Source organism: Paenibacillus sp. NPDC058071, from assembly GCF_042885235.1.
In the GTDB taxonomy this organism is placed as follows: Bacteria; Bacillota; Bacilli; order Paenibacillales; family Paenibacillaceae; genus Pristimantibacillus.
On sequence record NZ_JBHVSK010000021.1, the window covers coordinates 25,019 to 49,971 of the forward strand.

Genomic DNA, 24,953 nt, shown 5'->3' on the forward strand with positions numbered 1-24,953 from the left:
ACCTCGCATTATTATCAGGTTATCAGACAAGTTGATTAAAAATAGGATTGCAGCGCGCCCCTTCCTCTCCCGCGGCGGACGGTGCCTCCGCGGGAGAAAACAAGAGAAATGGGCATTATTATTACATCTTCATTTGCATGAAAGCTAGTTCTTTTAATATCTTTTAGACTACCGTTACTTCAATTGCGCGCTCTGCCAGCTGCTCGACCGTCTGCTGCGAAACGCTTCGGTCGGTAACGATCCGGCTAACGTCGCCCAAGTCGGCCACGTGCGTGAACGCCTGTACGCCGAACTTGCTCGCATCCGCTAGCAGAATGACTTGCTCGGCAATGCCGATCATTTTATGCTTGATGCGCGCTTGCAGCTCATTGGATTCGCTAATGCCTTTGTCCAAATGAACGCCCTTGCAAGACAGGAACAGCTTGTTGACATAGTAGGAATCCAACGACCTTTCAGCTAACGGCCCTACGTACGACAGCGAACGGGATGCGAGCAAACCGCCTGTGGAAATGACCTCGATCTTCTCTTTTCCGCTAAGCTCGACCGCCACTTTTATCGAATTGGTGAGCACCGTCAGCGGAATATCCGGAAGATGGGCTGCCATGTACCAGGCAGTAGAGCTGGCATCCAGCAAGATGCGATCCTTTGGCTGAATAAGCTTAATCGCTTCCTTTGCAATCCGCCTCTTCTCTTCCGCGTGCATGATCTCGCGCTCCGAGTACGGGGTTTCCGGCTGCTGCTCACGAACGCTGACCGCTCCCCCATGCGAACGGCGAAGCCTGCCTGCCTGCTCGAGCCGATCCAGATCGCGCCGAATCGTTTCCTCTGTAACCTGGCATAGCTCGCTTAATTCGGACACCCGAATGCTGCCCCTCTCGTTCACCAATTGAACGATCTTCTCATAACGTTCCGCTACCAGCATAGTTACCTCTTCCAATCTCCGAATGAATAATTTCGCCAACAGACACGACGAGAACAGGCTTTTAACCAGCATCCCATTGTTAATGGAAAGCGTTTTCGCTTCAGCTGGCGAATACAACCCGCCCTACAATTGTAGGCTTCTCCTCACCCGAGGTTCATGAAAAAGCGGGCAATGGAACCGTGCATTCTGGACGAATCGCTTTATCTTCTAACATCCATTTTAATGCCAAGCCATTCAATATACAACGCACAATTACATTCGGTTTCTATCAATAGGCAGTCATGACTGCCATTTTCACTTTTTATCTACCTGTTCCAACACGGAACGGAAACGGGCAGGAAAGCGGCTGCGGCTATATGCCGCGCGCTCTCTTGCCCTGTTTTAAGTGATCTTTTGCCGTTATCGCGTAAATGCAGCCGGTACGCCGCCGTCGATTGTCAGCATGCAGCCCGTCGTTTTCGCCGATTTCGACGAAGCGAAGAATGCAACCCCTTCTGCAATATCTCTTGGATAGATGTTGACGAGCAGCGTCGTCCGTTTGCGGTAATATTCCTCCAACTGATCGGGTTCGATGCCGTAAGCGGCAGCGCGCTCATTGCGCCAGTTGCCGTTCCAAATAGCCGAGCCTTGAAGAATAGCATCCGGCAAAATCGTGTTGACACGGATGCCGAATTCGCCGCCTTCTGCTGCAATGCAGCGCGCCAAATGTGCTTCAAGCGCCTTAACCGAGCTATACGCCGATGCGTTTTTGCCGGCGTAAACCGTATTTTTGGAAGCGATGAATACCATGTTGCCGCCAACGCCTTGCGTCTTCATTACTTTGAACGCTTCACGCGCCACGAGGAAGTAGCCTGTGCCGAGCACGTTCATGTTCAGGTTCCATTCTTTAAGCGATGTTTCGTCAAACGGGCTCGAAGTCGCTAGGCCCGCGTTATTTACAATAATGTCCACACCGCCGTACGCGATAGCTGTTTCTTGATAAGCGGCGATAACCATTTCTTCACTCGTTACATCCATCTTAACCGCGATTGCACGGTTTTCACCGAATTTCTCGTTAATTTCGGCGGCTACGCGTTCCGCGCCCTCGAGATTCAGGTCGGCCAGCACGACATGCGCGCCTTCCGATACGAGACGGCGAGCTGTTTCACTGCCGATGCCGCCGGCTCCGCCCGTAATCAAAGCGACTTGACGGGAGAACTCAGCTTCGGCTGGAGCCAGGCTCAGCTTGTAAAGCTCAAGCGGCCAATATTCAACATTATACGATTCGTTCTCGGACAGCGATACGAAATCCCCGAGTGCCGTCGCGCCGCGCATAACCGCAATCGCACGATGATACAGGGCGCCGCTTACTTTCGACATCGCCCAGTTTTTTCCTGTATTGATCATGCCGACGCCAGGGATCAGTATGACGCGCGGTGCCGCTTCGAACATGACGTCGCCTTCGTTTTTATTGCGTTCGAAGTAAGCTTTATATTGTTCTTTATAAGCTTCGACGGCCGCTTTCACCTTCGCTTTCAAGCCTTCCACATCGTCAGCGTTCGGCGTCCAGTCCACGAAGAGCGGAACGACCTTCGTATGAACGAGATGATCCGGGCAAGCTGCACCAACTTGCGACAGCTGCGCCGAGTTCGCGCCGCCGACGAATTGAAGCACGTCAGCTTCGTCGTCGAACGTCAAAATCATTTTTTTCGCATCGCTCACCGCGCCGCGAATTGTCGGCATGACTTGCGCCGCAATGCTTCTGCGGACGTCAGCCGGAAGCGTCTCATGCTTCACGCCGCCAAACAGCTTGGCTTCGTCTACGCGAGCTTCGATGAAAGCCTCAGCCTCGCTGATGATTTCAATCGTTTTCGCGTAGCACTCCTCTTGCGTTTCGCCCCAAGTGACGAGACCGTGCTTCTCCATCAGAACGAGCTCGGCGTTCGGATTGGCCAGTACGCCTTCGGCGATCATTTTCGACAGCGTAAATCCTGGACGAATATATGGCACCCATACGAACCGGTCGCCAAAAATTTCTTTCGCGAGCGCCTTGCCGTTATCTGCGCAGCAGAGGCTGATGATCGAGTCTGGATGCGTATGGTCGACATGCTTGAACGGCAAGAACGCATGGAGCAGCGTTTCGATCGAAGCGCGAGGGTGCTTGGAGTCGATCATACAGTTTACGAGATAGCCTACCATTTCCTCGTCGGACATTTCGGGGCGTTCGAACAGCGGCCGGATGTCGTCCATGCGGAGTCCCGTAAAATTGCCCGCTTTCATCGATGCCAGGTCAGAGCCGCTGCCTTTTACGTACATAACTTCTACGTCACGACCGCGGAAATCTTTGACGATGACTTTACTGGACGTGTTGCCGCCGCCCCAGTTGCATACGCGCCGGTCTTCGCCGATTATATTAGAACGATATACGAGCGTTTCAAGTTCTTCTTGAAGAGCCGATACTTTCGTTTGATCCCACAAGCTTTGTACCATTTTGATACCCTCCGTTTTGTGTTTGTTTTCTTTTAATATAAATGATTTTATTTGTTTGTTTCTGCTTGAATTGATATTATCATATTTGTTTGTTTTTGAATAGACATTTTTCAAACACAAACGGAAATATATTTTAGCATGGTATAGAAAAAGATCAAAGAAAGCAAAGCATGTGATTCTACGCTAACTTACGTTTCGGTGATAATCGAAATGCTGTCTGTCATGATTTGCTTTTGGTTTGTTGTCGCAGTTGTTATGAGAGGGAAAGTGTGATCGGGGGCTACTGTTTCGGGTTTTGATGGTGTGGGTCTGGTAGATGAGGTCTGCTGTTGCGACTAGTGTGAGGTACGGTGGAGGTGGTCTGTTGTTGCGGTTAGTGTGAGGCACGGTGGATGTGGTCTGCTGTTGCGACTAGTGTGAGGCACGATGGAAGTGGACTGCTGTTGCGATTGGTGTGAGGTACGGTGGATATGGTCTGCTGTTGCGATTGGTGTGGGTGGGCACGGTAAATGTGGTCTGTTGTTGCGGTTAGTGTGAGGTACGGTGGAGGTGCTGTTGTTGCGGTTAGTGTGAGGCACGGTGGAGGTGCTCTGTTGTTGCGGTTAGTGTGAGGTACGGTGGATGTGGTCTGCTGTTGCGACTAGTGTGAGGTACGGTGGATGTGGTCTGTTGTTGCGATTGGTGTGGGTGGGGCACGGTAAAGTGGTCTGTTGTTGCGGTTAGTGTGAGTCCAGTAGTTTGTACTGCTATTACGCGTGGCTCGTCGATAACTACTTGCTGCCATTGAAACTGCTGTTGCAGCAGCACTAGGCATGCTCTCGTACCTGCCTTCAATTAACTTTCGAGTCGGCAAGCCACGCGATCGAGCATACCTTGGAAAATAAATGCATTTCGGACGTTATTTCTGCCCTCATTAAGCGTTTTAAGATAAATAAATGCATTTTGGCAGTTATTCCCTTCGCTTCCCCCTCTTCAGCCCGCGATTGCCTCTAAATAACTGCATTCCGGACGTTATTTCCCGTTTTCGGCCCGAACATGTCCGAAATAAATGCGTTTCAGCAGTTATTCCCCGGAACCTTCCGCGTCTCTCCGGCTGACATGCTTGTTACTTGTGCATTCGCAGCACAACGCGGAACCTCAACATTGTCTCCAACCTAAAAAAAAGAAATGCCCATATGAGGCACTCCTTTTTAGCCATTCCATTCCATTCGTTCCGTACACGGACCGAACCTTACTTGCTATCGTTGCCGTTTGCTTCGACTTGTACGATATCATGATAAATTTCTTCCAGCGCAACGCCTACGAACTTGCGCGATTTCGGGCTGCGAAGCTCCGATTTGTCGCCGTTGCGCAGCATGCGAGCGCGTCTCGAAGCCGCTACGACGAGTGAATATTTGCTATCGACTTTCTTAACCATTTCGTCAATAGAAGGGTATAACATCGATAATCACCTCTCCTGTTCCTACTTACTTCAACGCCTTTGGGAGCTCGGCCAAATGGGACAAATAGCGGTCCCCACGGCAATGCTCAGCAACAATTATGCTTTGAATGCGGTGGCAAGCCGATTCAATTTCATCGTTCACGACCGCATAGTCATAGTGACGAAGCAAATTGATTTCTTCGACAGCCACAGACATCCGGTGGTTGATCGTATCCTGCGTCTCGGTGCCTCTGCCGGTAATCCGCTGCTTCAGCTCGTCAAGCGAAGGCGGCATCAGGAACACAAACACGCCTTGAGGAAACTTCTCCTTCACCTTCAGCGCGCCCTGAACCTCGATTTCCAGAATAACGTCCTTGCCGCTTTCCAGCGTCCGCTCGACGAAATCGCGAGGAGTACCGTAAAAATTGCCGACGTATTCTGCATGCTCCAGCAATGCATCGCGAGCGATCATGTCCTGGAACTGCTCTCTTGATTTGAAAAAATAATTGACGCCGTCAATCTCGCCTTCCCTCGGCGACCTGGTCGTCGCCGAAACCGAATAAACGAGCTCTGGCACCTTCTTACGCAAAACGGAACAAACCGTTCCTTTGCCCACGCCGGATGGACCCGACAATACAATTAACAATCCTTTATCCATATGACTCCCCGTACCCGTACTATTCGTCGTTATCGTCATCCTTGGTCGACAATCGATGAGCCACCGTCTCCGGCTGCACCGCCGACAGGATGACATGGTCGCTGTCGGTAATGATGACGGCGCGCGTCCGCCGCCCATAAGTCGCATCGATCAGCATATGACGATCTCTCGCCTCTTGTATAATACGCTTGATCGGGGCCGATTCCGGACTCACGATCGAGATGATGCGATTGGCCGACACGATATTGCCGAAACCAATATTAATAAGTTTAATAGCCAAGTAAGATCCCCCTCCGGTCTTCCTCGTGCAACTGCCCGAAATAACATTTCATAGCTAATAAAAGTTTGGTGGATGAATCCGATTCACCTGCCAAATAAAGTAAGAACCATTGCACTATTGTTGACGAAAAAAGTCCGGAGCATACGCTCCCGGCACCGCATCGCGCGTGCCTCGCGGAGCTGCGGCTTTTCCTGACCGTTACGAACCGACAGCGGTCAGCAGCCGTCCATCGGAATATATTTTAATTGATTTTGAAGCTCTGAACAAGAGAAAAAGCGAAAACATGCGAAAAATGCCGCTTTTCTCTTGTTTTACGGCTTCTTTGTCATTTTCGCGCCCCTGTTTTCCGCCATACGTATTCCGTCAACTGGACGGCCATATCGTAAAACATAAAAGGCGTCATTAAATAGATTCCTTTGAAATGAGCGGTCATAACGTCGAGCAGCTCCTTGGAGATGCGCACGCCTTCCGCCCGGCCCGCTTCACCCTCGAGACCGGCCATCCGGCGGCGCACTTCATCCGACAGCTGAATGCCTGGCACTTCGTTATGCAAATATTCGGCATTTCGACCGCTCGCAAGCGGCATCAAGCCGATAAACACCGGAACAGGCAAATGCTTCGTAGCGTCGGCGATCTGTTCGATCAAAGCCGGATCGTATACCGGCTGAGTCATAATATAGTCCGCGCCGGATTTAATTTTACGTTCGAGCCGCTGGACAGCCTTGTCCAAATGCTTGACGTTCGGATTAAAAGCAGCCCCTACAACAAACTTCGCTTTCTGCTTCAGCGGCTTGCCGGAAAAGGCAATGCCTTCGTTCAATTGCTTGATCATCTTGATCATCTCAAAAGACGTCAGATCGTAAACCGAGCTGGAGTCCGGCAAATCGCCAAACCGCGCCGGATCGCCCGTAACGGCAAGCACATGATCGATGCCAAGCGCGTCGAGACCCATCATATGCGACTGCGTGCCGATCAAATTTCGATCTCGGCAGGCGAGATGGACGAGTGGGCGAAGGCCTACTTTCTCCTGCACAAGCGCAGCCAATGCCAAGTTGCTCATCCGCGTTACGGCAAGCGAGTTGTCCGCCATCGTAATCGCATCCGCACCGCAAGCTTTCAATGCAGCCGCGCCAGCCATAAACTTCGTGATATCGAGATCACGCGGCGGGTCCAGTTCCACAATTACGGTATGCCGCTGCTGTACAAGATCAACGATGGAAGGCGTTCCCGATACGCCGTCTGCATCCGCTCCTGATGCCTCATTGCTCGAAGCAGTCTGTTCGGAACGTTCGCTCGTTACCAGAATCGATTCCGGCTGTGGAGCAACAGCAACGGATACCGAAGCAGCCTCATCGCCTGCTATAGGCACATAATTTTGCAGCGCCTGCGCCATTGCGGCCACATGCTCCGGCGTCGTGCCGCAGCAGCCGCCGATAATGCGCGCGCCGCGATCGGCGAATCGGCGAGCTGTCTCGGCAAAATAATCCGGGCCTGCCGAGTAGCTGTACTTGCCGTCCACGTAATCCGGTATGCCCGCGTTCGGAAATACGGACAACGGAAGCTCAACGGGTCCGCCGATTGAATCGATGGCCCGCAGCAGCCCGTTCGGACCGGTCCGGCAGTTGAAGCCGACTACATCCGCACCGGCTTGCGTCAGCCTCGTAAACGCTTCGTGCAGCGGCGTACCGTCTTGCGTACGGCCTACATCCTCCGCCGAAAACTGGCAGATGACCGGTACGTCCGACAGCTTGCGTGCTACGCTCAGCGCAAGCAGCATTTCGTCAAAATCGTAGAATGTTTCGAGCAGCAGCCCGTCCGCGCCTTCTTCCAAAAGCGCAGCCATTTGCCGCTCGTACGCCTCTCGCAGCTTTGCGGTTCGAACCTGCTTCAGCTTGCCCGCGCGAATGGCGCCGACTGCACCGACGACGTAAGCGTCCGAACCGATGGCCGACCTGGCAATGCGTACGCCGGCACGGTTAATCGCCTCCGTCTCGCCATCAAGTCCATGGAAGGCGAGTTTCTCAGGATTAGCCGAGAACGTGTTCGTCTCGATCACCCGTGCTCCCGCTTCATAATACTTGCGATGAACGCTTTCGATCACTTCCGGACGGAGCAAATTGAATTCCTCGTATGAAACGCCGACAGGGAACCCCATCTGATACAGATAGGTTCCCATCGCGCCGTCTCCCGGCAGTATGCGCTGCTTCAGCGCCTCTCTTAAGTTAGCCTTCGCGTTTGTCATACCCGCTGCCGCCGCCTTATAACGTGCCGCGGAATACTTCCGCAGCAGGTCCCGTCATATATACGTGGTTATCCGCTTCGTTCCATTCGATCAGCAGATCTCCGCCTTTGAGCGATACGGTCGCGGTACGGTCCGTGTGCCCGTTCAGCACTGAGGATACCAGCGTCGCGCAAGCGCCCGTTCCGCAGGCAAGCGTCGGTCCCGCGCCGCGTTCCCATACGCGCATATCGGTATGCGTGCGGGAGTTTACCGTAACGAACTCCACATTGATTTTACGTGGGAAAAGCGGATGCGTTTCAAGCTTCGGTCCCCATGTCGCCAGATCGAAGTTGACCGCGTCATCAACATAAATGACGCAATGCGGATTGCCCATCGACACAGCCGTAAAGCGGAATTCGCGGCCGTCAACCTCGATCGGGTGCTCGATTACGCGCTCCGCATCAACCGTCGTCGGCACTTGCAGGCCGTTCAGAATCGGCTGGCCCATATCGACGCGCACCGTCTGCACATTGCCGTCTACGATGGTCAGCTGCACCTTCTGCACGCCGGCTCCGAGCGTTTCAATCGTAATCTCTTCTTGATTGGTCAAGCCGTTATCGTAAACATATTTTGCCACACAGCGAATCGCGTTGCCGCACTGCTCTGCTTCCGATCCGTCCGAATTGATAATGCGCATGCGGAAATCGGCTTTTTCCGAAGGTAAAATATAGACAAGTCCGTCGGCTCCAATGCCGAAGAAACGATTGCATAAGTCGGTCGCCAACTGCGCCGCGTTGTCAGGAAGCTGTTTCTCCCCGGCAACCACGATAAAATCATTGCCCAGACCGTGCATTTTCGTAAAATTCATTCACTAGCACTCCCTTTGCTTCATCACTGCGTCAGCTATGAAAAGCTATCATTTTTTCCTATTAGCATACCGCAAAGCAATGAGAAAGGCTATTCATAAATTACATCAACATTTGTACTTTCTGCATCATCCTATCATCGAACAGACGCCTTCGGATGCAGGTTCAGCTTGGTCGGTTTGTTTTTGGCTTTTCTCGTTCCAAGCACGCTGCCGATGCCCATCAGGAAGGTCGGAATGCCCGCGGCTACGAAGACGAGGCACCATTCGCGGAAACCAAGCGGCACCGTCTTGAAGATCGGCTGCAGCGCGTCAATGTAGAGTACGCCGAGCATCAGCACAAGCGAGGACAGCACAGCCAGCACCAGGTATTTGTTCTGGAAAGGATTGCGGTGGAAAATCGAACGCGAGCTGCGGCAATCGAACACGTGAATCAGCTGCGCCAGCACGAGCGTCGCGAATGCGACCGTCTGCGCCTTAACGAGATTGCCTCCCGATCCTTGCAGCGTAATCCAGAATGCGCCGAGCGTACATACGCCGATCAGAATGCCGCGGCTGATGATTTTCCAACCCAGCCTTCTAGCAAAAATGCTTTCTCTCGACGATCGCGGACGCTGCTGCATCAAATCCTTCTCGGCCTGGTCAACGCCGAGCGCCATCGCCGGCAAGCCGTCCGTCACCAAGTTGACCCACAAAATCTGAATCGGAACGAGCGGCAGCGGCAGCCCTGCCATCATCGCAAGGAACATCGTTAAAATTTCGCCTACGTTCGAAGCGAGCAGGTATCGGATAAACTTGCGAATATTTTCGTAAATGTTTCGTCCTTCCTCGATAGCCGACACAATCGTAGAGAAATTGTCGTCGCTTAATACGAGAGCGGACGCTTCCTTCGATACGTCGGTGCCCGTAATGCCCATCGCAATGCCAATGTCGGCCGCCTTAATAGCCGGAGCGTCGTTGACCCCGTCTCCCGTCATGGCTACGACATGTCCTTGCCGCTGCAGCGATTTTACAATCCGCAGCTTGTGCTCCGGAGAAACCCGTGCGTAGACGTACACGTTATCTACTTGTTTGTCGAGCTGCTCGTCGCTCATCGCTTCAATCTGTTTGCCGCTGAGCGCAGCGCCTCCGCGAGGCATAATGCCGAGCTGTGCAGCGATTGCCTCGGCCGTCAGTTGATGGTCGCCGGTAATCATCACCGTCTTGATGCCGGCGCGGCGGCAGGTGGCGATCGCATCCCGCGCTTCCTTGCGAGGCGGATCGATCATGCCGGTCAAACCGACGAATACGAGCTGATTTTCGGCCTCCGATTCGTTTGCGCAGTCGTCGCCGCTTCGCAAGTCGCGATAAGCCAGTCCGAGCACCCGCAGCGCGGATTGCGCCATTTCCTCCGCCGCCTCCGAGCATTTGCGTTTCAGCGTTGCAGTGAACGGCACGACCTTGCCATCCCACAGAACGTAGCTGCACAAGTCAAGCAGAACGTCCGAAGCGCCTTTCGTATATACAATACGCCCTCCCTGATGAGCGACGACGACGGACATTCTTTTCCGCTCCGAATCAAACGGAAACTCTTTCTCCCGCTTGTAGAGCCCTTCCAGCGACTTTGCAGTGTGCCCTAGCTTGGCGGACAGCACCGCGAGCGCACCTTCCGTCGGATCGCCTTTGAGCACCCATTCCTCCTGCAGCTCCTTGCCCTTGCGTTTCTTCGAATCCTGCGCTTCGTTCCGGTCAAGCACCGCATTGTTGCACAACGCCGAAATTTGCAGCAGCCTTTTCATAGAAGTGTCATGCTTAATATCGAGCTGATTTCCATCCTCGAATATCGCCCCGCTCGGGTCGTAGCCCTCACCGCTTACTTGGAGCCGCCGTCCGCCGAGCCAAATATCCGTTACCGTCATTTTGTTTTGCGTTAGCGTGCCGGTCTTGTCGGAGCAAATGACCGAGGCGCAGCCTAGCGTTTCGACGGAAGGCAGCTTACGCACGATCGCCTTCCGCTTGATCATCCGCTGAACGCCTAGCGCCAGCGCAATCGTGACGATAGCGGGCAGCCCTTCCGGAATGGCCGCGACGGCTAGGCTGACCCCAGCCAGAAACATGCCGTATGCCGGCTGGCCGTGCAGAATACCGGCGACGACGACCATGACCGTTAAACCGATCGCGACCGCAATCAATATTTTACCGAGCTGCTCCAATCGGTGCTGAAGCGGCGTCTCCATCGCTTCCTGCTGCTCAATCAGCCCGGCGATTTTGCCCATTTCCGTCCGCATGCCCGTACGAATGACCATCCCTTTAGCTGTTCCTCGCGTCAGCATCGTGCCCATAAAGCCGATATTGCGCTGGTCGCCGAGCGGCAGCTCCTCCTCGCCGATTGCCGCCGCATGCTTGCCGACCGGTACAGACTCGCCAGTCAAAGCCGACTCTTCGATGTAACAAGTATTCGCTTCAATGAGACGCAAATCGGCAGGCACCCGGTCGCCGCTCTCTAACATCACGATGTCGCCGGCTACCAGCTCTTTTGCCGGGATCATATGAATTTGCCCGCCGCGTATCACCTTGGCGGATGGCGCGGACAATTCTTTCAACGCGCTCAGAGACTTCTCGGCACGAAACTCCTGAATGAAGCCGAGCACCGCATTGATGAAAATGATTGCGACGATCGTAATGGCGTCCATATACTCGCCCAGCAGCCCCGATATCAGCGTCGCGCCCATCAAGATGAGCACCATGAAATCTTTGAATTGGTTTAGGAATAAAACGACCGGAGAAACGCGTTTGCCTTCCGCCAGCTCGTTGCGTCCGCTTTCCGCGAGCCGCTCCTCCGCCGCCGCTGCCGACAATCCCTGCTCGGGTGAGCTGCCCAGCGCTTCCGCCAGTTCGCTTTTCCCCAGTTGATGCCACTTCCTTTGTTCCATCGTGAACTCCCTCCCGTATATGCCGAGCGCACCTCGGACAGCCTCTCAAGCCTAAATGTATTCGGACAACCGCTCAAATATCCCAGAAAGACTTAAGTTTTTGCGCCAACTATGGCATGATAGAGAAATACGAAAGCAAAGGAGCTACATAAATCATGGCTTTAGACGGCCTCGTCATTCATGCCGTAACCAGCGAATTGCAGCGCTGCATCGGCGCTCGCATTCATAAAATCCATCAGCCGACCGACCATGACATCGTCATTGGTCTCCGAGGGGCCGGCGCGCATGGCAAGCTGTTATTGTCAGCCAACCCGACTTATCCGCGCGTCCACTATACGAACGCCTCTTATACGAATCCGCTCGAAGCGCCTATGTTCTGCATGCTGCTTCGCAAGCATTGCGAAGGGGCGGTTATCGAAGCGGTTAGACAGATCGGCTCAGAACGAATCATTCATATCGACGTTCGTCACCGCGACGAACTGGGCGACGTCTCTTTCAAGACCATCGTTGTAGAGCTGATGGGCCGCCACAGCAATATTATTTTGCTCGATCCGGCCTCGGGCGTTATACACGACGGCATTCATCACGTTACGCCGGCGATCAGCAGCTACCGGATCGTCATGCCGGGCAGCCGCTACGAAGCGCCGCCGGAACAAGGGAAAACCGACCCGTTCTCCGTTAGCGACGAAGGAGCGTTTATGGAAGCGCTGCTGAAGCGCGCTGGAGAAAACGGGAATGGGGATGACCGAAAAGACAGCGAGCTGTTGCCTTCGCAGCGTCTCGTTTCCGCTTTCAGCGGCTTAAGTCCGCTCATCGCCAAAGAAATCGCCTTTCGTTCAGAGACGTCCGGCGGCGGACTATGGGCCGATTTCAAAGCCTTGTTGGACGAGCTCCGTGAGAAGCGCTTCTCGCCAAACATCGTGACCGATACAAAGGGCAAATCATTTTTTTCGATCACGCCGCTTACCCATTTAACGGCTGCTGCAGCTGCGGGTGCGTCGTCTTTCGAATCAGTCAGCGAATGCCTCGAAGCGTACTACGGCGACAAAGCGGAACGTGACACCGTTAAGCAGCGGGTCGCCGATCTGATCCGGTTCGTTCACAACGAAAAGACGAAAAACGAAAAGAAGCTGGAAAAACTGAGAGAAACGCTGGATGAAGCGCATGTCGCGGACAAATACCGCGTTCTAGGCGAGTTGCTGACCGCCTATATGCACCAGATTAACCGAGGCGACAAATCGGTCCGGCTAATCAATTTTTACGACGAGAATCAGGCGGAGATTGACATCGAGCTCGATCCGCTAATGACGCCGTCAGAAAATGCGCAGCGTTATTTCCGCCGTTATACGAAGCATAAGAACAGCATCGCTTACGTTACGGAACAGATGGAACTGGCGGACGGCGAGATTGCTTACTTGGCATCGTTGATCCAGCAGCTCGACAACGCAGCGCTGTCCGACACCGAAGAAATCCGGGAAGAGCTTGTCGAGCAAGGCTATCTTCGTGACAGAGCGAAGCGCGGGCCTAAGCGTAAAAAGGCCTCTCGTCCTACACTGCTTTGCTACACGTCTTCGGAAGGCGCGCAAATCTACGTCGGCAAAAACAACACGCAAAACGAATACTTAACGAACCGGCTGGCCGCACCAAGCGATACTTGGCTGCATACGAAGGACATTCCCGGCTCGCATGTTGTCATCCGGGGCGGCGACTTCGGCGATGCGACGTTGGAGGAGGCAGCCATGCTGTCAGCCCATTACAGCCAAGCTAAGTCATCCAGCCTTGTGCCGGTCGACTACACCTACATCCGCCATGTTCGCAAACCAAGCGGCGCCAAGCCCGGCTTTGTCATTTACGACCATCAGCGCACGCTGTTCATTACGCCGGACGAGCAGCGCATCAAGCAATTGCCTTCGCGCAGCGTCAATTAATAACAAAAAGAGAAATTCCTCGCGGCCTACTGTGGGCACCCGAGGAATTTCTCTTTTTTGCATGCAAGTATGATGGTCTGTGCACGAAAATATTGCCGCATCCATCTACGTTAGTAACTGCAGGCCCCATGACCCGATGACCCCATGGCTATACCGTTTGCACAATGGGTTCTTAACCTACCTCTCGGCACACTTCGGCACGCGCTAACTGCGCTGCTACCAGCTGCTGCGTTCTTTTAGAGTTACGATGTGCGCCAGATGGTGTCGGCCGTGCCAGGAATACATGCCAAGCAAGGTCGCAAGGCTGTACGTTTGCCCATAGCCGGGGTGATAGAACGTTCGCTCGTACTGCTCCGCCGTCATAGCCCGCAGCAGCCGCACCCATCTGGAATGAAGCCCCTCAATAATGGCGAGCGACTCGGTGACCGGGGCCTCGGAGGAATCGGCCAGTTCAGCCCAAAGCTTCTCTTCATAAGCCTTGATGGTCGGATTCGCTTCCGTCAATGCCAGCTTGAATCGAAAAAAACTGTTCATATGGCTGTCCGCCACATGATGAACAACTTGGCGAACGCTCCAGCCCCCATCACGGTAAGGGGTATTTAGCTGTTCCTCTGACAACCCTTCTACAGCCTCCGCAATGAGCTTCGGCAGCGCTGCAATATCGTCCATCCACTCCGCGCGTTTACCGGCGCCGATTTCTCCTTCATGTACAAACTTGCCGATTGGATACCGCAGTTTTTCCAAATCAGAGATTCGATCCATCTCTATTCCCCCTTAGCTTGTTTCCCTAATTGCTGCAGCACCGAGACATCCACCGACCGGCTGCCCAGCTCGCCATGAAACACTTTGCCCTGCCGCTCTCCGTGGTAATCCGACCCCCCCGTTACAATTAGCCCATATCGCTCCGCCAACTGCAAATAACGGACTTCGTCCTCCTCGGTGTGATCCGAATGGTAGACTTCAATTCCTTGAATTCCGTGTTGGATGATCGTCTCGACCAGTTCGTCGTTGCGATAGAGACCCGGATGAGCAATTACACTCGTGCCTCCAGCCTCTCTGATCCATTCGATCGCCTCAAACGGATGCAGACGCGGCGGGTTGACATAAGCGGCCGCACCGGATGCCAAATAACGGTCAAACGCCTCCTTGATCGTAGATACGACGCCTTTGCGTACAAGCAGGTCGGCTATATGAGGACGTCCAATCGTTTTTCCGCTCTCTACGGGTAAGGATTGCCCGAATTTGTCCTTTACGCCCGCTATCTCCGCTACCTCGTCCATCGTGAACGGAATGCCGGTCAACTCCGTCAGCTTCTCGACAATCATCTCATTGCGACGATCGCGCAGGTCGCGGAGACTCGCCAGCCTCGACAGCCAAACCGAATTGTGACGTTCCGGATAATAAGCAAGAATATGAATGTCATTGCCTTCCGCCACCGTGCTGAGCTCGACGCCCGGCACAACCTCAATGCCGAGCTTCTCGCCTTCCGCCAATGCCTCTTCCACGCCCGCCATTGTGTCATGGTCGGTGATAGCCACCGCCGCAAGCCCTCTTTCCTTAGCAAGACGAACGTTAGAAGCTGGAGAGCCGGTCCCGTCCGACGCTGTCGTATGCGTATGGAGGTCAGCCAAATGCCCGACGCCGTTTTCGTACCCGATTATAGCCATTGCAGCAAGTCCCTTTCTCTCAAGAAGGTTAAAAACGTAACTGCCGATAAAGGCAGCACCGAAGATTTCAAATGTATGGAGTAAAATTGCCGTTTAAATGTCGTATCGACGATCGGCACGACGGCAAGAAGCCCTAACGCAACCTCATGCTTGACCGACGAAACGGAAATGATCGAGACGCCGAGTCCCGCTTCAACAGCCGATTTCACCGCGCCCGTGCTGCCCAGCTCCATGACGATTCTCAAATTTGCTGGATCGATTCCTTTGCGCTTCAACTGCTCCTCCATCACGAGACGAGTGCCAGAGCCCTGTTCTCTTAGTACAAACGGGTACTCAGCAACCTCGCTTAATGCGACATCGGTCCTACCCGCAAGCGGATGGTTCTTCGGAACGATCAGCTTCAGTTCGTCGCTCATGACCGCCTCCATATGCATATCAGGGTGACTCACCTGCGCTTCGATCAAACCAAAGTTAAGCTGATGACTCAAAATATCATCGATAATTTGCGAAGTATTGATCACTTTCATACTGATCGCGATATGCGGAAACTCGTTGCCGAAAGGCCCTAGCAGCCGGGGCAATATGTATTCGCCGATCGTCAGGCTGGCGCCGAGCTGAAGCTTGCCTTTCAACTGCTTTGTAAAAGCCGACATCGCCTGCTCTGTTTCCTGTATCAAATGAATGCTGCGGCTGGCGTAAGGCATTAGCGCCTTACCCGCTTCCGTCAGCTCGATTCGTTTTGTCGACCGCCGGAGCAGCTTCGTTCCGAAATATTCCTCCAGCGACTGCACCTGCATCGTTACGGCAGGCTGCGTCATATGAAGAGCCGCGGCGGCTGCAGAAAAGCTCCCTTTGTCCGCAACGGTGTAAAAAATATGAAGCTGATGAAAATTCAAAGCCATTCCGTCCGACCACCTTCCTCTGTTAGCGCTTATTATACACAAAAAACGCAGCTTCCTGAATACGGAAACCGCGTTTGTATGAATTGGCGGGCTTGAAGCAGCCGACACCGGCGCTTGCCCTTATCTTTTCTTTCTGCTGTTCTTTACAAGCGTCATTCTGCGCGAATGGCGCAGCCAGGAGTAATACGATTTCAAATCGCGCAATTCGATCGTCTCGGACATACGGCCAAGAAACGTGACGACAATCATTTTATGGAGCGGATTGCCCAACAAATCGGTATCGCTCTCAGACGTGGAAAATTCGGCTACGAACACAAGATCGTCATCAATCAAATAGACGTCCTGCTCGTTTCGGTAGTAAGGCTTGATCTGGTCCTTTTTCAAACAATCCCATAAGTATTCGGCGATGTCTTCGAAGCCGGTCTTCTCGTTTTCAATGCGGTCGGTCCAGCGGCTCCTTGCGTGGTTGGTAATTACGATATCTGCTACCTTTTTGTCGCCTAAATCGACATAAAACGTATCATAGGTGCTCCAGCGCTTAGTCACTTTGTCCTTCATCGTCAACCACACTCCCTCCAAAGAACCAGGTCTTTATTACTACTCTCTATGTATACCTGTTATTTTACCATGATTGTCCGATTTTTCAACAATAAAAAAACGCTAAGACATTTTTGTAAAATAATGTTATATTAACAAATTATGTTGATTTCCGCAAGCTAGGCACATCACATTTCGGAAACAAAAGAATGACAAATTGGTGTCCTTTCTGTAACAAGTAATACAAATTGAATAAAAATAAAACGGTTTGCGGCACTCTTCGCCTACAAACCGTCTATTCCATCTGTTATAAGATCATTACATACTGTAAAATCTTGTTTTGTCTTCGTTGTCTTTACTGTATTCGGTCTTGAGCTCGTTCCGATATGAACGTTCGATTTTTCGGACAAATGGAAGACGTCCGATGAGGCGGACCGCCTCTTCCGCCCGCTCCGCGTTCATGTACATGACCACGTAATGCATTTTGCGGGACAGGTAATGGACCGTTCCGTATTTATCTAACGAGCGGGCCGCTTTCAGATCGCTAACCCATATAATATATCCCGTACGTTCCGGTATCAATAGAACTTCCCTCCGTCATCTCGTCTGCATTGCCGGTCGGGCGACCGCGGCGGTCGGCGGCGATTAGCCGCAGCCGCCGCTTCCGCAGCCGCATGATCCTCCGCCGCCGCAACCGCCGGTCGCCTTCTCGTTGCTCGGCACTTTAATCGTGTCCGATACCGATTCGGCGATCAAGCGGGACACTTCGAACAGCATCGTGTCGACGGCTTGTTCAGCCAGCTTAAACTGCATAACCGACTCAATTCCGCCAAGCTCCCGCTCAATTTGCTTCACTTTATCTTTAGCGGCGTGATAGTCAGGATGGAAGCGTCCGAAACGCTGACACTCCTCGAACAGCTCTTTAGCCTTGGCGAATTGCTTTTGCACCGCAGCGACCTGCTCGTCTTTCTTAACCGCTTCTTTCCAATATAAATATTCGGCAACCTCCGCCGACTGATTGATCCAATCACCCAGTTCGTATGCGCACAGCAGCAGCGAAGCCATATCCAGCGAAGAAACACCGTTTGCGCTGAGCGGCAGTTCCGACAAAACGTCATGTGCAGTAGGCATTAATCCACCTCATCTCCTATCGCTTGCCTTCGTCCTATCATAACATACTCCTCGAACCAATTGATACAATTTTGCATAAAACCGACGCTGCCCGGCACGACAAGCCTCATTTCCTCCCACATGTCGGGCGTCAGACGAACTTCACGGCGAGCGTCCGGCTCCCTCAATAGTCCTTCGACGGACCAACCATTAACATCGCTGCTCAGCCGTAACGGTACGAACGGCTGGAGAGATCCATTCAAGCGAAGCTGCACCGGCGCTTGCCAATACAACGCTTTTTCCATCATTTCTTTTCGCGTCGAATGATGATACGGCCTTAACTGTTTAATCCAGCTGGCCGGCGTTTGACCGAGCTCGGGAAACAGCTTATCCAGCTTGTCTATACCTGACTGCTCCGGAGGTCCTACCAGCTCAAAGCTGCGAATGTCGGCAAGCGCGGGCAGCCAGCCGGCTGGCTCATGCAACTGTTGTTCGCAGAATAATAAGGAATGCAATTCGTTACCGGATACAGGCAGATCGTCAGGCATGTTCGGATAAGAGCCGGCTGTTCTTTCCATACGTTCTTGCTGTCCTGTCCTGTACATAGCTTGCCTCGCCCAGTGTTGCAGGTTTTCAGATACGACTTCCGGCAGCGGTCGTCCCCCGGAAGCGGTCTCAAGAAAACTCGCAATACGAGCCGCATCCCATTCATGTTCTACTGCCCTTGCCGAAGCAGCGGCATTCAGCCGATAAATCGCCACCGTATCGTCCGACAGCTTATCCGCAAACTGTTCGAGCGCCCAGCGAACACGCCAGCTGCAGCCGGGCAGTACGATAATATCCCCGTTAGGCTCCACCGAAACGGGCTCCTCTGCACGAGTATCGGAAGCAGCGCGGGGAAGAGTCTCTTCCCCGTCGCCGGGATAAGCGATAAGCCAGCGGAGAAGCTTACCGGACGGTGCTGCGGCCAGTTCAAGCCAGCCAAAAGCGCTAAGCAAATCCAACCAGCTTTCCCCTTCTCCAGTTGCCAGCGGCTCCATTCGAAAGCCGAAGACGCCGTCCAGCCGTTCGAGCTGCTGCTTCAAATTGCCCCGATTCTGCCATATCCCCGGCTTCGCTTCGGCCAGCCAACCGTCCAGCCATGCAGCGGCTTGCTTATCGGCCAGCAGCCATTCTCTGCAAATGCGCAGCAAGACAGCTTCCCGCCATGACGCAGCAGCTGCGAACCAAGCTGCCATTCCGTTTTCCGACCAGTCGAGCTTTCTTTTTCCCCGCTTTAAAACGCCAATTCGCTCAGATAGCTCCAGCGCGAAAGCAAGCTCTTTAGGAATGTCGATCGCATCAGGAAGTCCCACTCCATCCAGCGCCATCCGAATAGGTTTCAGCAGCTTAACCAGTTTGTCCGCTGTTCGCTTCGGTAAACGGCCTTGCGCAGTTAATCCGGTTCCGGTTCGTGCAAGCTCGGCCCATACAGCCAGCAACTGCTCTCCTAATGGTTTAGGATTCGTTTCACCTGAGTGGCTGAAGAAGTGCGGACTATCCGAATGATCTTCCGAGTACCCGGCAAACGGCCCCGGAAACAGCTGTCGCAGCCAAATCGAAAAGCTGTCCGTTGGAATAAAATAAAGCCGTTCCCCCCAAGCTTTCCGTACCGCAAATACGATCCCGGCCTGCACAAGAACGTGCAGCCCGTATCGAAACTCCGCGCCAGAAATGCCGGCAGCTGATGCTCCCTGTATCAGCATCCGTTCCTCCTCGACCGGAGCGCGTCCGAAACGGACGATCATCGCGCCGAGCGCCGTACGGGCGGCGGGCTCCAATCGATCCGCAGCGAATTTGATATATTTTTCGTCGGCCGCTGCCTCCGTCCAATTCGCTCCTTCGGACGCTGCTTCTCGCCAGATCGGCGATTCCAGCAGCCGCGCCAATGATTCTTTCGGCATTCTTTTTGCAATTTCCATTAGATACATGCCGCTCCTCCTTGTTGCTTTCGCTTTCTAGCGGATTTATCGTTTGCGGAGCGTATAAGCATAGCCCTGCTCGACCATGAACAGCTGCCGCTTGGCGGCAAAATCAGTCTCGCTCGTCTCGTCGGTTACAATCGTATAGAACCAGGCTTCATTCTTGCCCTGCTTCGGCCGTAAAATGCGACCGATTCTCTGCGCTTCCTCTTGCCGGGAACCGTAGCTGCCCGAAATTTGAATGGCGACCGCCGCATCGGGCAAATCGACGGCGAAATTGGCGACCTTCGATACAGCCAGAACTGGTATATCCCCCGATTTGAACCGATCGTATAGATTTTGGCGGTCAGATTGAGCTAACTCCCCTGTAATCACTGGAACGCCGAGCGTATCGGCAACCGAATGAAGCTGCTTTAAATATTGGCCAATAATCAGCGTCGGTGTTCCTTCGTGCTTTTCCAGCAGCTGCTTCACGACGTTAAGCTTGCCCGGATTTTCCGCCGCGAGCCGCAGCCGGGCGCGATTTTGGGCTGAACGGTACAGATCGACTGCGCCTTGATCTAGCGGTACGCGGATTTCGGTACAGGTGACGGACGCGATATGTCCTTTCGCCTCCATCGTTTTCCACATCATATCGTACTGCTTTGGTCCGATCAGCGAGAAAACGTCCTCTGCACAGCCGTCCTCTCTCACAAGCGTGGCCGTCAATCCAAGCCGCCTGGTCGCTTGGATTTCAGCTGTCATCCGAAAGACAGGCGCCGGCAGCAAATGAACCTCGTCGTAAATGATTAGTCCCCAATCGCGCTCCGAGAACAGCTTCATATGCCGAAACGGGTCCTCCTTTGATTTGCGATGCGTCAAGATTTGATAGGTAGCGATAGTCACTGGACGAACCTGTTTCACCGCACCCGTATATTCACCGACCTCCGACGGAGAAAGCGTCGTTTTATCGAGCAGCTCGTCCTTCCACTGCTTGACGGAGGTAGCGTTCGATGTCAAGATAAGCGTCGCACTGCTATGCCGGGCAAGAGCGGCCAGCCCGACGACCGTCTTGCCCGCTCCGCAAGGCAGCACGATGACGCCGCTCCCGCCTTGTATCGAACCTTCGCGATAAAACAGCTCCAGCGCCTGTCGTTGATAGTCGCGCAAATAAAAAAGCTTGCCGCGCAGCGTCGGCGATCGCAAGGACAGACGCAGCTCCTCGCCCGAATGATAGCCGGCAAGGTCGATGACTGGATAGCCCAGCCTCGTCAGCTCCTGCTTCAGCTGCCCCCGGTACTCGCCCTTCACTGCCCACTCCTCATCGCTTACCCGTTCTCCCAGCCATTCCTGCATAGCGCCGGCTCCGAACAGCTCGTTCAGCAAATCCCCGTTTCCGCGCAGCAGGAGCGTCTCGCCGCTTTTTTCTAAGACAAGCCTGCCGTAACGGTCTAGCAGCTTTCTCACGGTTGCTTCCACATAACCAGGAACGCCGTAACGGGCGTACTTCGTTAATGTTTCCGTCACCCGGTCCTCGCCGATCCCCGCACCCGCCGCGTTCCATAACGATAAGGCGGTAATCCGGTAGGTATGCCAATTTCCAGGCCTTTTCACCAACTCGGAAAAGCCGCATAGCTCCTCTCTGGCCCGCTCAGCAAGCGGATGCTCGTTATCGAGCAGCACCGTCATGTCCGATTGCACGATTAAAGGCCCGTCTTGTCGCTCCAGCATGCTCGTCCCTCCTTTTCTTGCCGTTCCCGCTCTGGGTTTGGCTCCACTTCTTAGTATGAAGAACTAGACCCCGTTTTATGCCTTCCTTGGCAAGAAAGGAAATGCTCAAAAGCCCGCTCCCCATCTTTAGGAAGGGAACGGGCTTCGGATTGTTGAGAAGAACTAGTCGATTTCTAGAAACGGGAACGGGTGCTTTTGATTTAAGCTTTAATCAATATCTATGATTTTTCGGCTCTACACCATAATCAGTGCTTGACACTCTTATTAGAGGTCTGAACCACAAGTGACCGTTATAGCAAGACTTTGCATTCGAAAAGAAGGAGTGATGGTTTGAGCCAAGCCCTGATTTTCGGTTTGGAGCCTAGTTAATGGACAGTAGTGACCGTTAGCGCCGATTATTCGAAATTTCGGCTCGCTTATGGACATTATTGTCCCTAAGCAAGGGATAAGAGCGGAGAATAGCGTGCAATCATCTTCTAACGGTCACTAGTGTCCTTAAAGAAAGGGAATAGGCTTTGTTTTTTGCTCTAACGGTTAGACTTGACCGCTTGATGGATACGATAACGCTGCTGTCCATTGTGAACCATTAAACACTCCTTTCCACAAGCTTGTCTTGTGGATCGATTGAGGCAGGTTGATCGCACAACCATCTTACGGAAGGTAAAGGACAAGCAGCTTTTCCCCTCGCTTTATGTCAAGAACTGATTTCGGTTTGGAGCCGATTTTTCACATATATTCGGCCGAATCTCCGTATGAGAGCAAAATATATATGATTTTTCGACTATATTTAGCCAAGCTTCCAATTGAGTTTAAAATGTTAATCGTTTCGTTATTCAGCTTTTCTTATGTATACATAGATGTCGTGCTCAGTCTCAATCGGAGAATCTTCCTTTAGATCTTCCTTTAAATCAGGAACCTCGCTCGCTTGGGCGGAAATCCATGCCGTTTCCAGCCGCGAGGCCAGCTCGCCGCTCTCGATATCCTTCGGCTTCACAAAGCTGGCGGACATTTGCCCCCCGTCTCCTTGAACATCAATACTGTACTCAATAAACGTGCAGCCTGCACTCAACAATCGCTGATGAACCTGCTCCAACACGTCTGTCATTTTAGACAATGACGGAGCTTGCATGTCAGCATAAATGTTCAAGCGCACGTTCAGCGGCAGGTTCGGCTCGAATTTCATATCGAGCGCCAGCTTTTCCCGAGCCTCGTCCATAGGAGTGTCCAGCATGACGAATGCTCTCGTGTTGGAAAGGCCCTCAATTGTCTCCAAGAGCGGCGTAATATGAGCAGAATATTGCTTCTCCAGACGTTCCCCAGTGTTCATTCTACCGACGACACGGCTGTCGTATTCGTCATACTGGACTTTCCCGTTCCTGTAGTACACATTGAAATAGGTGTCGGGACTTGTCTCGGACGATGCCTTGGCCCAGTACTCGTGAAATTTGAAGTTGAAGCTCGTTTTCCCAATATGAAGCGCAAGATCCGGGTAGGTTTGCTCCACATGCCGTTCAATCGCCTTTTTCGCCACCAGAGACGAGATCGGATTTCCCGTAAAGGCATTAGTCACCGCCAAGATGAGCCAAATCAGCGCTGCAGCGGCAGCAAAGCTTAATATTTTCAGAAATCGTATCCTTCGTTTCACCTTAGGTCTCCTTTCGAAATGCGTAATGAAGCAGTGCCGCGATCAGCACCCCTAGAATAGACAGCCCGCAATAACCAAGGCTGAACCATAGCGGAACGGAAAAAAAGTCAAGATGCCAACTCTTAGTCAGGCCTCCCTCTTTCAGAAGCCAGCCAATCTGCCAGATGTACGTTAACAGGAGGATGCCCCCCACCGCCAGGTACCATCTCTGCCGCAGCACCATATAGCCGAAGCCGCCGAGAAACGGCATAATCAACAGATTGTAGAACATGCCGAATGTGTTAGTGAGAGAGATGCCAAACAGTGTGCCGCAGCCAAGAAAAGCCAAAGCAATCAGAAACATATGCTTGCGGATGGATCGCATAATTTTGCCGTCGTCCAGACCCGATCCTTCGAGGACGCTTCTTGCGTCTGATATTCCACCGAATTCCAGGCTGCAGTCGGGACAGCCCGCAATGTGCGCCATGACGGCGTCCGTGCTGTCGTTGCCAGCAACGCCGTCCTGCACAAGCGGAATGAGGTCCCGGCAAATGCCGCAACTAATTGTTAACATTTCGTTTCCTTGGTTCATCTGCTTCATCGCAATCCCTCCTTCTCCAGCGTAGACTTGATCCAATTTTTCGCCCGGTGATCGATGACTCTGGCTGAACTCTCCGAAATTCCCAGCGCATTTGATATTTCAGCGAAAGCATACCCGTCGACCCGCATGAGCACGATCGTCCGGGTCCGGTCATCCCGACTGTCTAGAAGAGCCACAATACGCTCCGCCGCTTCCTGGGTTATGTAATGCTCCTCCAGACTGTTTGTCATATAAATTTGCATAAGATCGCTATGCTCCAGCTGCGGCTTCACACTGCGCAAATGCTGCAGCCACACGTTCCGGGCGATAACAAACAGCCAGGTTTTGATAGAGGATCGGCCTTGGAAGCCCGGCAATCCGCGAATCGCCTTGAGGAATGTCTCCGACAGCATATCCTCGGAAAGGGTGGGCTCGCGGGTCAGACTCAGCAAGTACCGGTAGACGTCCTGTTTGTACTGCTTATATAGTGTTTCAATTTTGTGCAAGGCTGGTCGAGCCCCCTTTCCGATAAAATGCACGGCCAAGCCAACAAACGGGGCTGAGCTTACCTTCTATTTAATGAGTCGCACAATTCGAGTGTTTTGTTACACAACTTTCGTCATTAATTCTTATTTCGACAACTGTCATTGAAATCATGTGTGCTGCTCATTTTAAATTTGATCCAAAAAAAAGAGAGCTCTTGCGCTATCTGCGCAAAAGCTCTCTTCGGCTTTGCATCGTTAATGGTGAAACGCATGCTCCTCGCTGGCGCCTTCCGAAATTTGACTGAGCGCCGCTTCCGCTTCTTGCGAAAGAATATCTCGCACCGCCAAATCGCCAATAGCCAGCACGCCCGCCAACTCGCCGTTGTCGACGACTGCCAGCCTGCGTATTTTGCGGCTAGCCATCAGCTTTGCCGCTTCGTCAGCCGACGCTTCGGGCGAAATCGTCTCGATATCAGTCGTCATCACCTGCTCTACGCTGGTCGAGCCCGGATGCTTTTCAGCATAGCCGCGCACAACCAGGTCGCGGTCCGTAACGACGCCGACGAGCTTTTTCCCGTCCACGATCGGAACAAACCCGATATCATGCTTTTTCATCAGTACCGCGAGCTCGTAAATATTATCCTGCAGCGTAGCAGTGACGGACTCTTTCGACATAATCTGTTTTACCGTTCTATTTGACAA

Annotated in this window: 21 protein-coding genes; 1 reads left to right on the forward strand and 20 read right to left on the reverse strand. The window is 52.9% G+C overall.

All coding sequences use genetic code 11. The features are described 5' to 3' along the window. Window positions 1–163 precede the first annotated feature (163 nt). The 8 genes from ACFVTB_RS24350 to ACFVTB_RS24385 all read right to left on the reverse strand — a co-directional run bounded on the left by ACFVTB_RS24350 (window position 164) and on the right by ACFVTB_RS24385 (window position 11,747). The gene (locus ACFVTB_RS24350; protein ID WP_387755242.1) at window positions 164–922 is read right to left on the reverse strand and encodes a DeoR/GlpR family DNA-binding transcription regulator; all 759 of its coding nucleotides are present in this window, start codon (window positions 920–922) and stop codon (window positions 164–166) included. A 399-nt stretch (window positions 923–1,321) separates the two neighbouring features. Then, window positions 1,322–3,391 (reverse strand): bifunctional aldolase/short-chain dehydrogenase, encoded by a 2,070-nt coding sequence (locus ACFVTB_RS24355; RefSeq protein WP_387755244.1) that lies wholly within the window; start codon window positions 3,389–3,391, stop codon window positions 1,322–1,324. 1,231 nt (window positions 3,392–4,622) lie between these two features. Next, window positions 4,623–4,832 (reverse strand): DNA-directed RNA polymerase subunit omega, encoded by a 210-nt coding sequence (gene rpoZ, locus ACFVTB_RS24360; protein WP_387755247.1) that lies wholly within the window; start codon window positions 4,830–4,832, stop codon window positions 4,623–4,625. A gap of 25 nt (window positions 4,833–4,857) precedes the next feature. Then, window positions 4,858–5,469: a guanylate kinase gene (gmk, locus tag ACFVTB_RS24365; RefSeq protein WP_387755250.1), complete on the reverse strand. Its 612-nt coding sequence runs from the start codon at window positions 5,467–5,469 to the stop codon at window positions 4,858–4,860. A gap of 19 nt (window positions 5,470–5,488) precedes the next feature. Beyond that, the gene (remA, locus tag ACFVTB_RS24370; protein ID WP_005548256.1) at window positions 5,489–5,749 is read right to left on the reverse strand and encodes an extracellular matrix/biofilm regulator RemA; all 261 of its coding nucleotides are present in this window, start codon (window positions 5,747–5,749) and stop codon (window positions 5,489–5,491) included. A gap of 325 nt (window positions 5,750–6,074) precedes the next feature. Then, a complete protein-coding gene (locus tag ACFVTB_RS24375; RefSeq protein ID WP_387755253.1) occupies window positions 6,075–7,991 on the reverse strand; it encodes a bifunctional homocysteine S-methyltransferase/methylenetetrahydrofolate reductase in 1,917 nt (638 codons plus the stop codon). A 16-nt stretch (window positions 7,992–8,007) separates the two neighbouring features. Then, the gene (dapF, locus tag ACFVTB_RS24380) at window positions 8,008–8,838 is read right to left on the reverse strand and encodes a diaminopimelate epimerase (RefSeq protein ID WP_387755256.1); all 831 of its coding nucleotides are present in this window, start codon (window positions 8,836–8,838) and stop codon (window positions 8,008–8,010) included. Window positions 8,839–8,972: 134 nt separating this feature from the next. Next, the gene (locus tag ACFVTB_RS24385; protein WP_387755258.1) at window positions 8,973–11,747 is read right to left on the reverse strand and encodes a calcium-translocating P-type ATPase, SERCA-type; all 2,775 of its coding nucleotides are present in this window, start codon (window positions 11,745–11,747) and stop codon (window positions 8,973–8,975) included. A 155-nt stretch (window positions 11,748–11,902) separates the two neighbouring features. On the opposite strand from ACFVTB_RS24385, the gene ACFVTB_RS24390 reads away from it, so the two are divergent. Then, window positions 11,903–13,675, forward strand: coding sequence for an Rqc2 family fibronectin-binding protein (locus ACFVTB_RS24390; RefSeq protein ID WP_387755260.1), 1,773 nt, complete (start codon window positions 11,903–11,905; stop codon window positions 13,673–13,675). Window positions 13,676–13,891: 216 nt separating this feature from the next. On the opposite strand, the gene ACFVTB_RS24395 is transcribed toward ACFVTB_RS24390, so the two are convergent. The 12 genes from ACFVTB_RS24395 to ACFVTB_RS24450 form a co-directional block, all read right to left on the reverse strand. Then, entirely contained in the window at window positions 13,892–14,419 is a 528-nt protein-coding gene (locus ACFVTB_RS24395) for a YfiT family bacillithiol transferase (protein ID WP_387755432.1), read from the reverse strand. A 20-nt stretch (window positions 14,420–14,439) separates the two neighbouring features. After that, the gene (locus ACFVTB_RS24400) at window positions 14,440–15,342 is read right to left on the reverse strand and encodes a PHP domain-containing protein (RefSeq protein WP_387755262.1); all 903 of its coding nucleotides are present in this window, start codon (window positions 15,340–15,342) and stop codon (window positions 14,440–14,442) included. Next, entirely contained in the window at window positions 15,333–16,244 is a 912-nt protein-coding gene (locus tag ACFVTB_RS24405) for a selenium metabolism-associated LysR family transcriptional regulator (RefSeq protein ID WP_387755265.1), read from the reverse strand. Before ACFVTB_RS24405 ends, ACFVTB_RS24400 begins: the two co-directional genes overlap by 10 nt. A gap of 120 nt (window positions 16,245–16,364) precedes the next feature. Further along, a complete protein-coding gene (locus ACFVTB_RS24410) occupies window positions 16,365–16,802 on the reverse strand; it encodes a hypothetical protein (protein WP_387755268.1) in 438 nt (145 codons plus the stop codon). A 297-nt stretch (window positions 16,803–17,099) separates the two neighbouring features. After that, a complete protein-coding gene (locus ACFVTB_RS24415; protein WP_387755271.1) occupies window positions 17,100–17,363 on the reverse strand; it encodes a YlbG family protein in 264 nt (87 codons plus the stop codon). A gap of 63 nt (window positions 17,364–17,426) precedes the next feature. After that, complete coding sequence (locus ACFVTB_RS24420) at window positions 17,427–17,912, reverse strand: YlbF/YmcA family competence regulator (RefSeq protein ID WP_387755274.1); 486 nt, start codon at window positions 17,910–17,912, stop codon at window positions 17,427–17,429. Then, window positions 17,912–19,861, reverse strand: coding sequence for a hypothetical protein (locus ACFVTB_RS24425; RefSeq protein WP_387755276.1), 1,950 nt, complete (start codon window positions 19,859–19,861; stop codon window positions 17,912–17,914). Before ACFVTB_RS24425 ends, ACFVTB_RS24420 begins: the two co-directional genes overlap by 1 nt. A 36-nt stretch (window positions 19,862–19,897) precedes the next feature. Next, window positions 19,898–21,562, reverse strand: a complete 1,665-nt coding sequence (locus ACFVTB_RS24430) for a DNA repair helicase XPB (RefSeq protein WP_387755279.1) — start codon at window positions 21,560–21,562, stop codon at window positions 19,898–19,900. Between the two features lie 829 nt (window positions 21,563–22,391). Then, entirely contained in the window at window positions 22,392–23,207 is an 816-nt protein-coding gene (locus ACFVTB_RS24435) for a YfjL-like protein (protein ID WP_387755282.1), read from the reverse strand. A gap of 1 nt (window position 23,208) precedes the next feature. Beyond that, complete coding sequence (locus tag ACFVTB_RS24440) at window positions 23,209–23,787, reverse strand: zf-HC2 domain-containing protein (protein ID WP_387755284.1); 579 nt, start codon at window positions 23,785–23,787, stop codon at window positions 23,209–23,211. After that, complete coding sequence (locus ACFVTB_RS24445; RefSeq protein WP_387755287.1) at window positions 23,784–24,272, reverse strand: RNA polymerase sigma factor; 489 nt, start codon at window positions 24,270–24,272, stop codon at window positions 23,784–23,786. Before ACFVTB_RS24445 ends, ACFVTB_RS24440 begins: the two co-directional genes overlap by 4 nt. Window positions 24,273–24,506: 234 nt before the next feature. After that, complete coding sequence (locus tag ACFVTB_RS24450) at window positions 24,507–24,926, reverse strand: CBS domain-containing protein (RefSeq protein WP_387755435.1); 420 nt, start codon at window positions 24,924–24,926, stop codon at window positions 24,507–24,509. Between the last annotated feature and the right edge of the window lie 27 nt (window positions 24,927–24,953).

Coding starts and splice junctions, on each gene's coding strand:
- ACFVTB_RS24440 (WP_387755284.1), bottom strand. CDS start 23,787: ATGAAGCAGATGAACCAAGGAAACGAAATGTTAACAATTAGTTGCGGC.
- ACFVTB_RS24405 (WP_387755265.1), bottom strand. CDS start 16,244: ATGGCTTTGAATTTTCATCAGCTTCATATTTTTTACACCGTTGCGGAC.
- ACFVTB_RS24430 (WP_387755279.1), bottom strand. CDS start 21,562: ATGCTGGAGCGACAAGACGGGCCTTTAATCGTGCAATCGGACATGACG.
- ACFVTB_RS24350 (WP_387755242.1), bottom strand. CDS start 922: ATGCTGGTAGCGGAACGTTATGAGAAGATCGTTCAATTGGTGAACGAG.
- ACFVTB_RS24385 (WP_387755258.1), bottom strand. CDS start 11,747: ATGGAACAAAGGAAGTGGCATCAACTGGGGAAAAGCGAACTGGCGGAA.
- ACFVTB_RS24450 (WP_387755435.1), bottom strand. CDS start 24,926: ATGTCGAAAGAGTCCGTCACTGCTACGCTGCAGGATAATATTTACGAG.
- ACFVTB_RS24375 (WP_387755253.1), bottom strand. CDS start 7,991: ATGACAAACGCGAAGGCTAACTTAAGAGAGGCGCTGAAGCAGCGCATA.
- ACFVTB_RS24400 (WP_387755262.1), bottom strand. CDS start 15,342: ATGGCTATAATCGGGTACGAAAACGGCGTCGGGCATTTGGCTGACCTC.
- ACFVTB_RS24410 (WP_387755268.1), bottom strand. CDS start 16,802: ATGAAGGACAAAGTGACTAAGCGCTGGAGCACCTATGATACGTTTTAT.
- ACFVTB_RS24390 (WP_387755260.1), top strand. CDS start 11,903: ATGGCTTTAGACGGCCTCGTCATTCATGCCGTAACCAGCGAATTGCAG.
- gmk (WP_387755250.1), bottom strand. CDS start 5,469: ATGGATAAAGGATTGTTAATTGTATTGTCGGGTCCATCCGGCGTGGGC.
- dapF (WP_387755256.1), bottom strand. CDS start 8,838: ATGAATTTTACGAAAATGCACGGTCTGGGCAATGATTTTATCGTGGTT.
- ACFVTB_RS24425 (WP_387755276.1), bottom strand. CDS start 19,861: ATGTATCTAATGGAAATTGCAAAAAGAATGCCGAAAGAATCATTGGCG.
- ACFVTB_RS24420 (WP_387755274.1), bottom strand. CDS start 17,912: ATGCCTACTGCACATGACGTTTTGTCGGAACTGCCGCTCAGCGCAAAC.
- rpoZ (WP_387755247.1), bottom strand. CDS start 4,832: ATGTTATACCCTTCTATTGACGAAATGGTTAAGAAAGTCGATAGCAAA.
- ACFVTB_RS24355 (WP_387755244.1), bottom strand. CDS start 3,391: ATGGTACAAAGCTTGTGGGATCAAACGAAAGTATCGGCTCTTCAAGAA.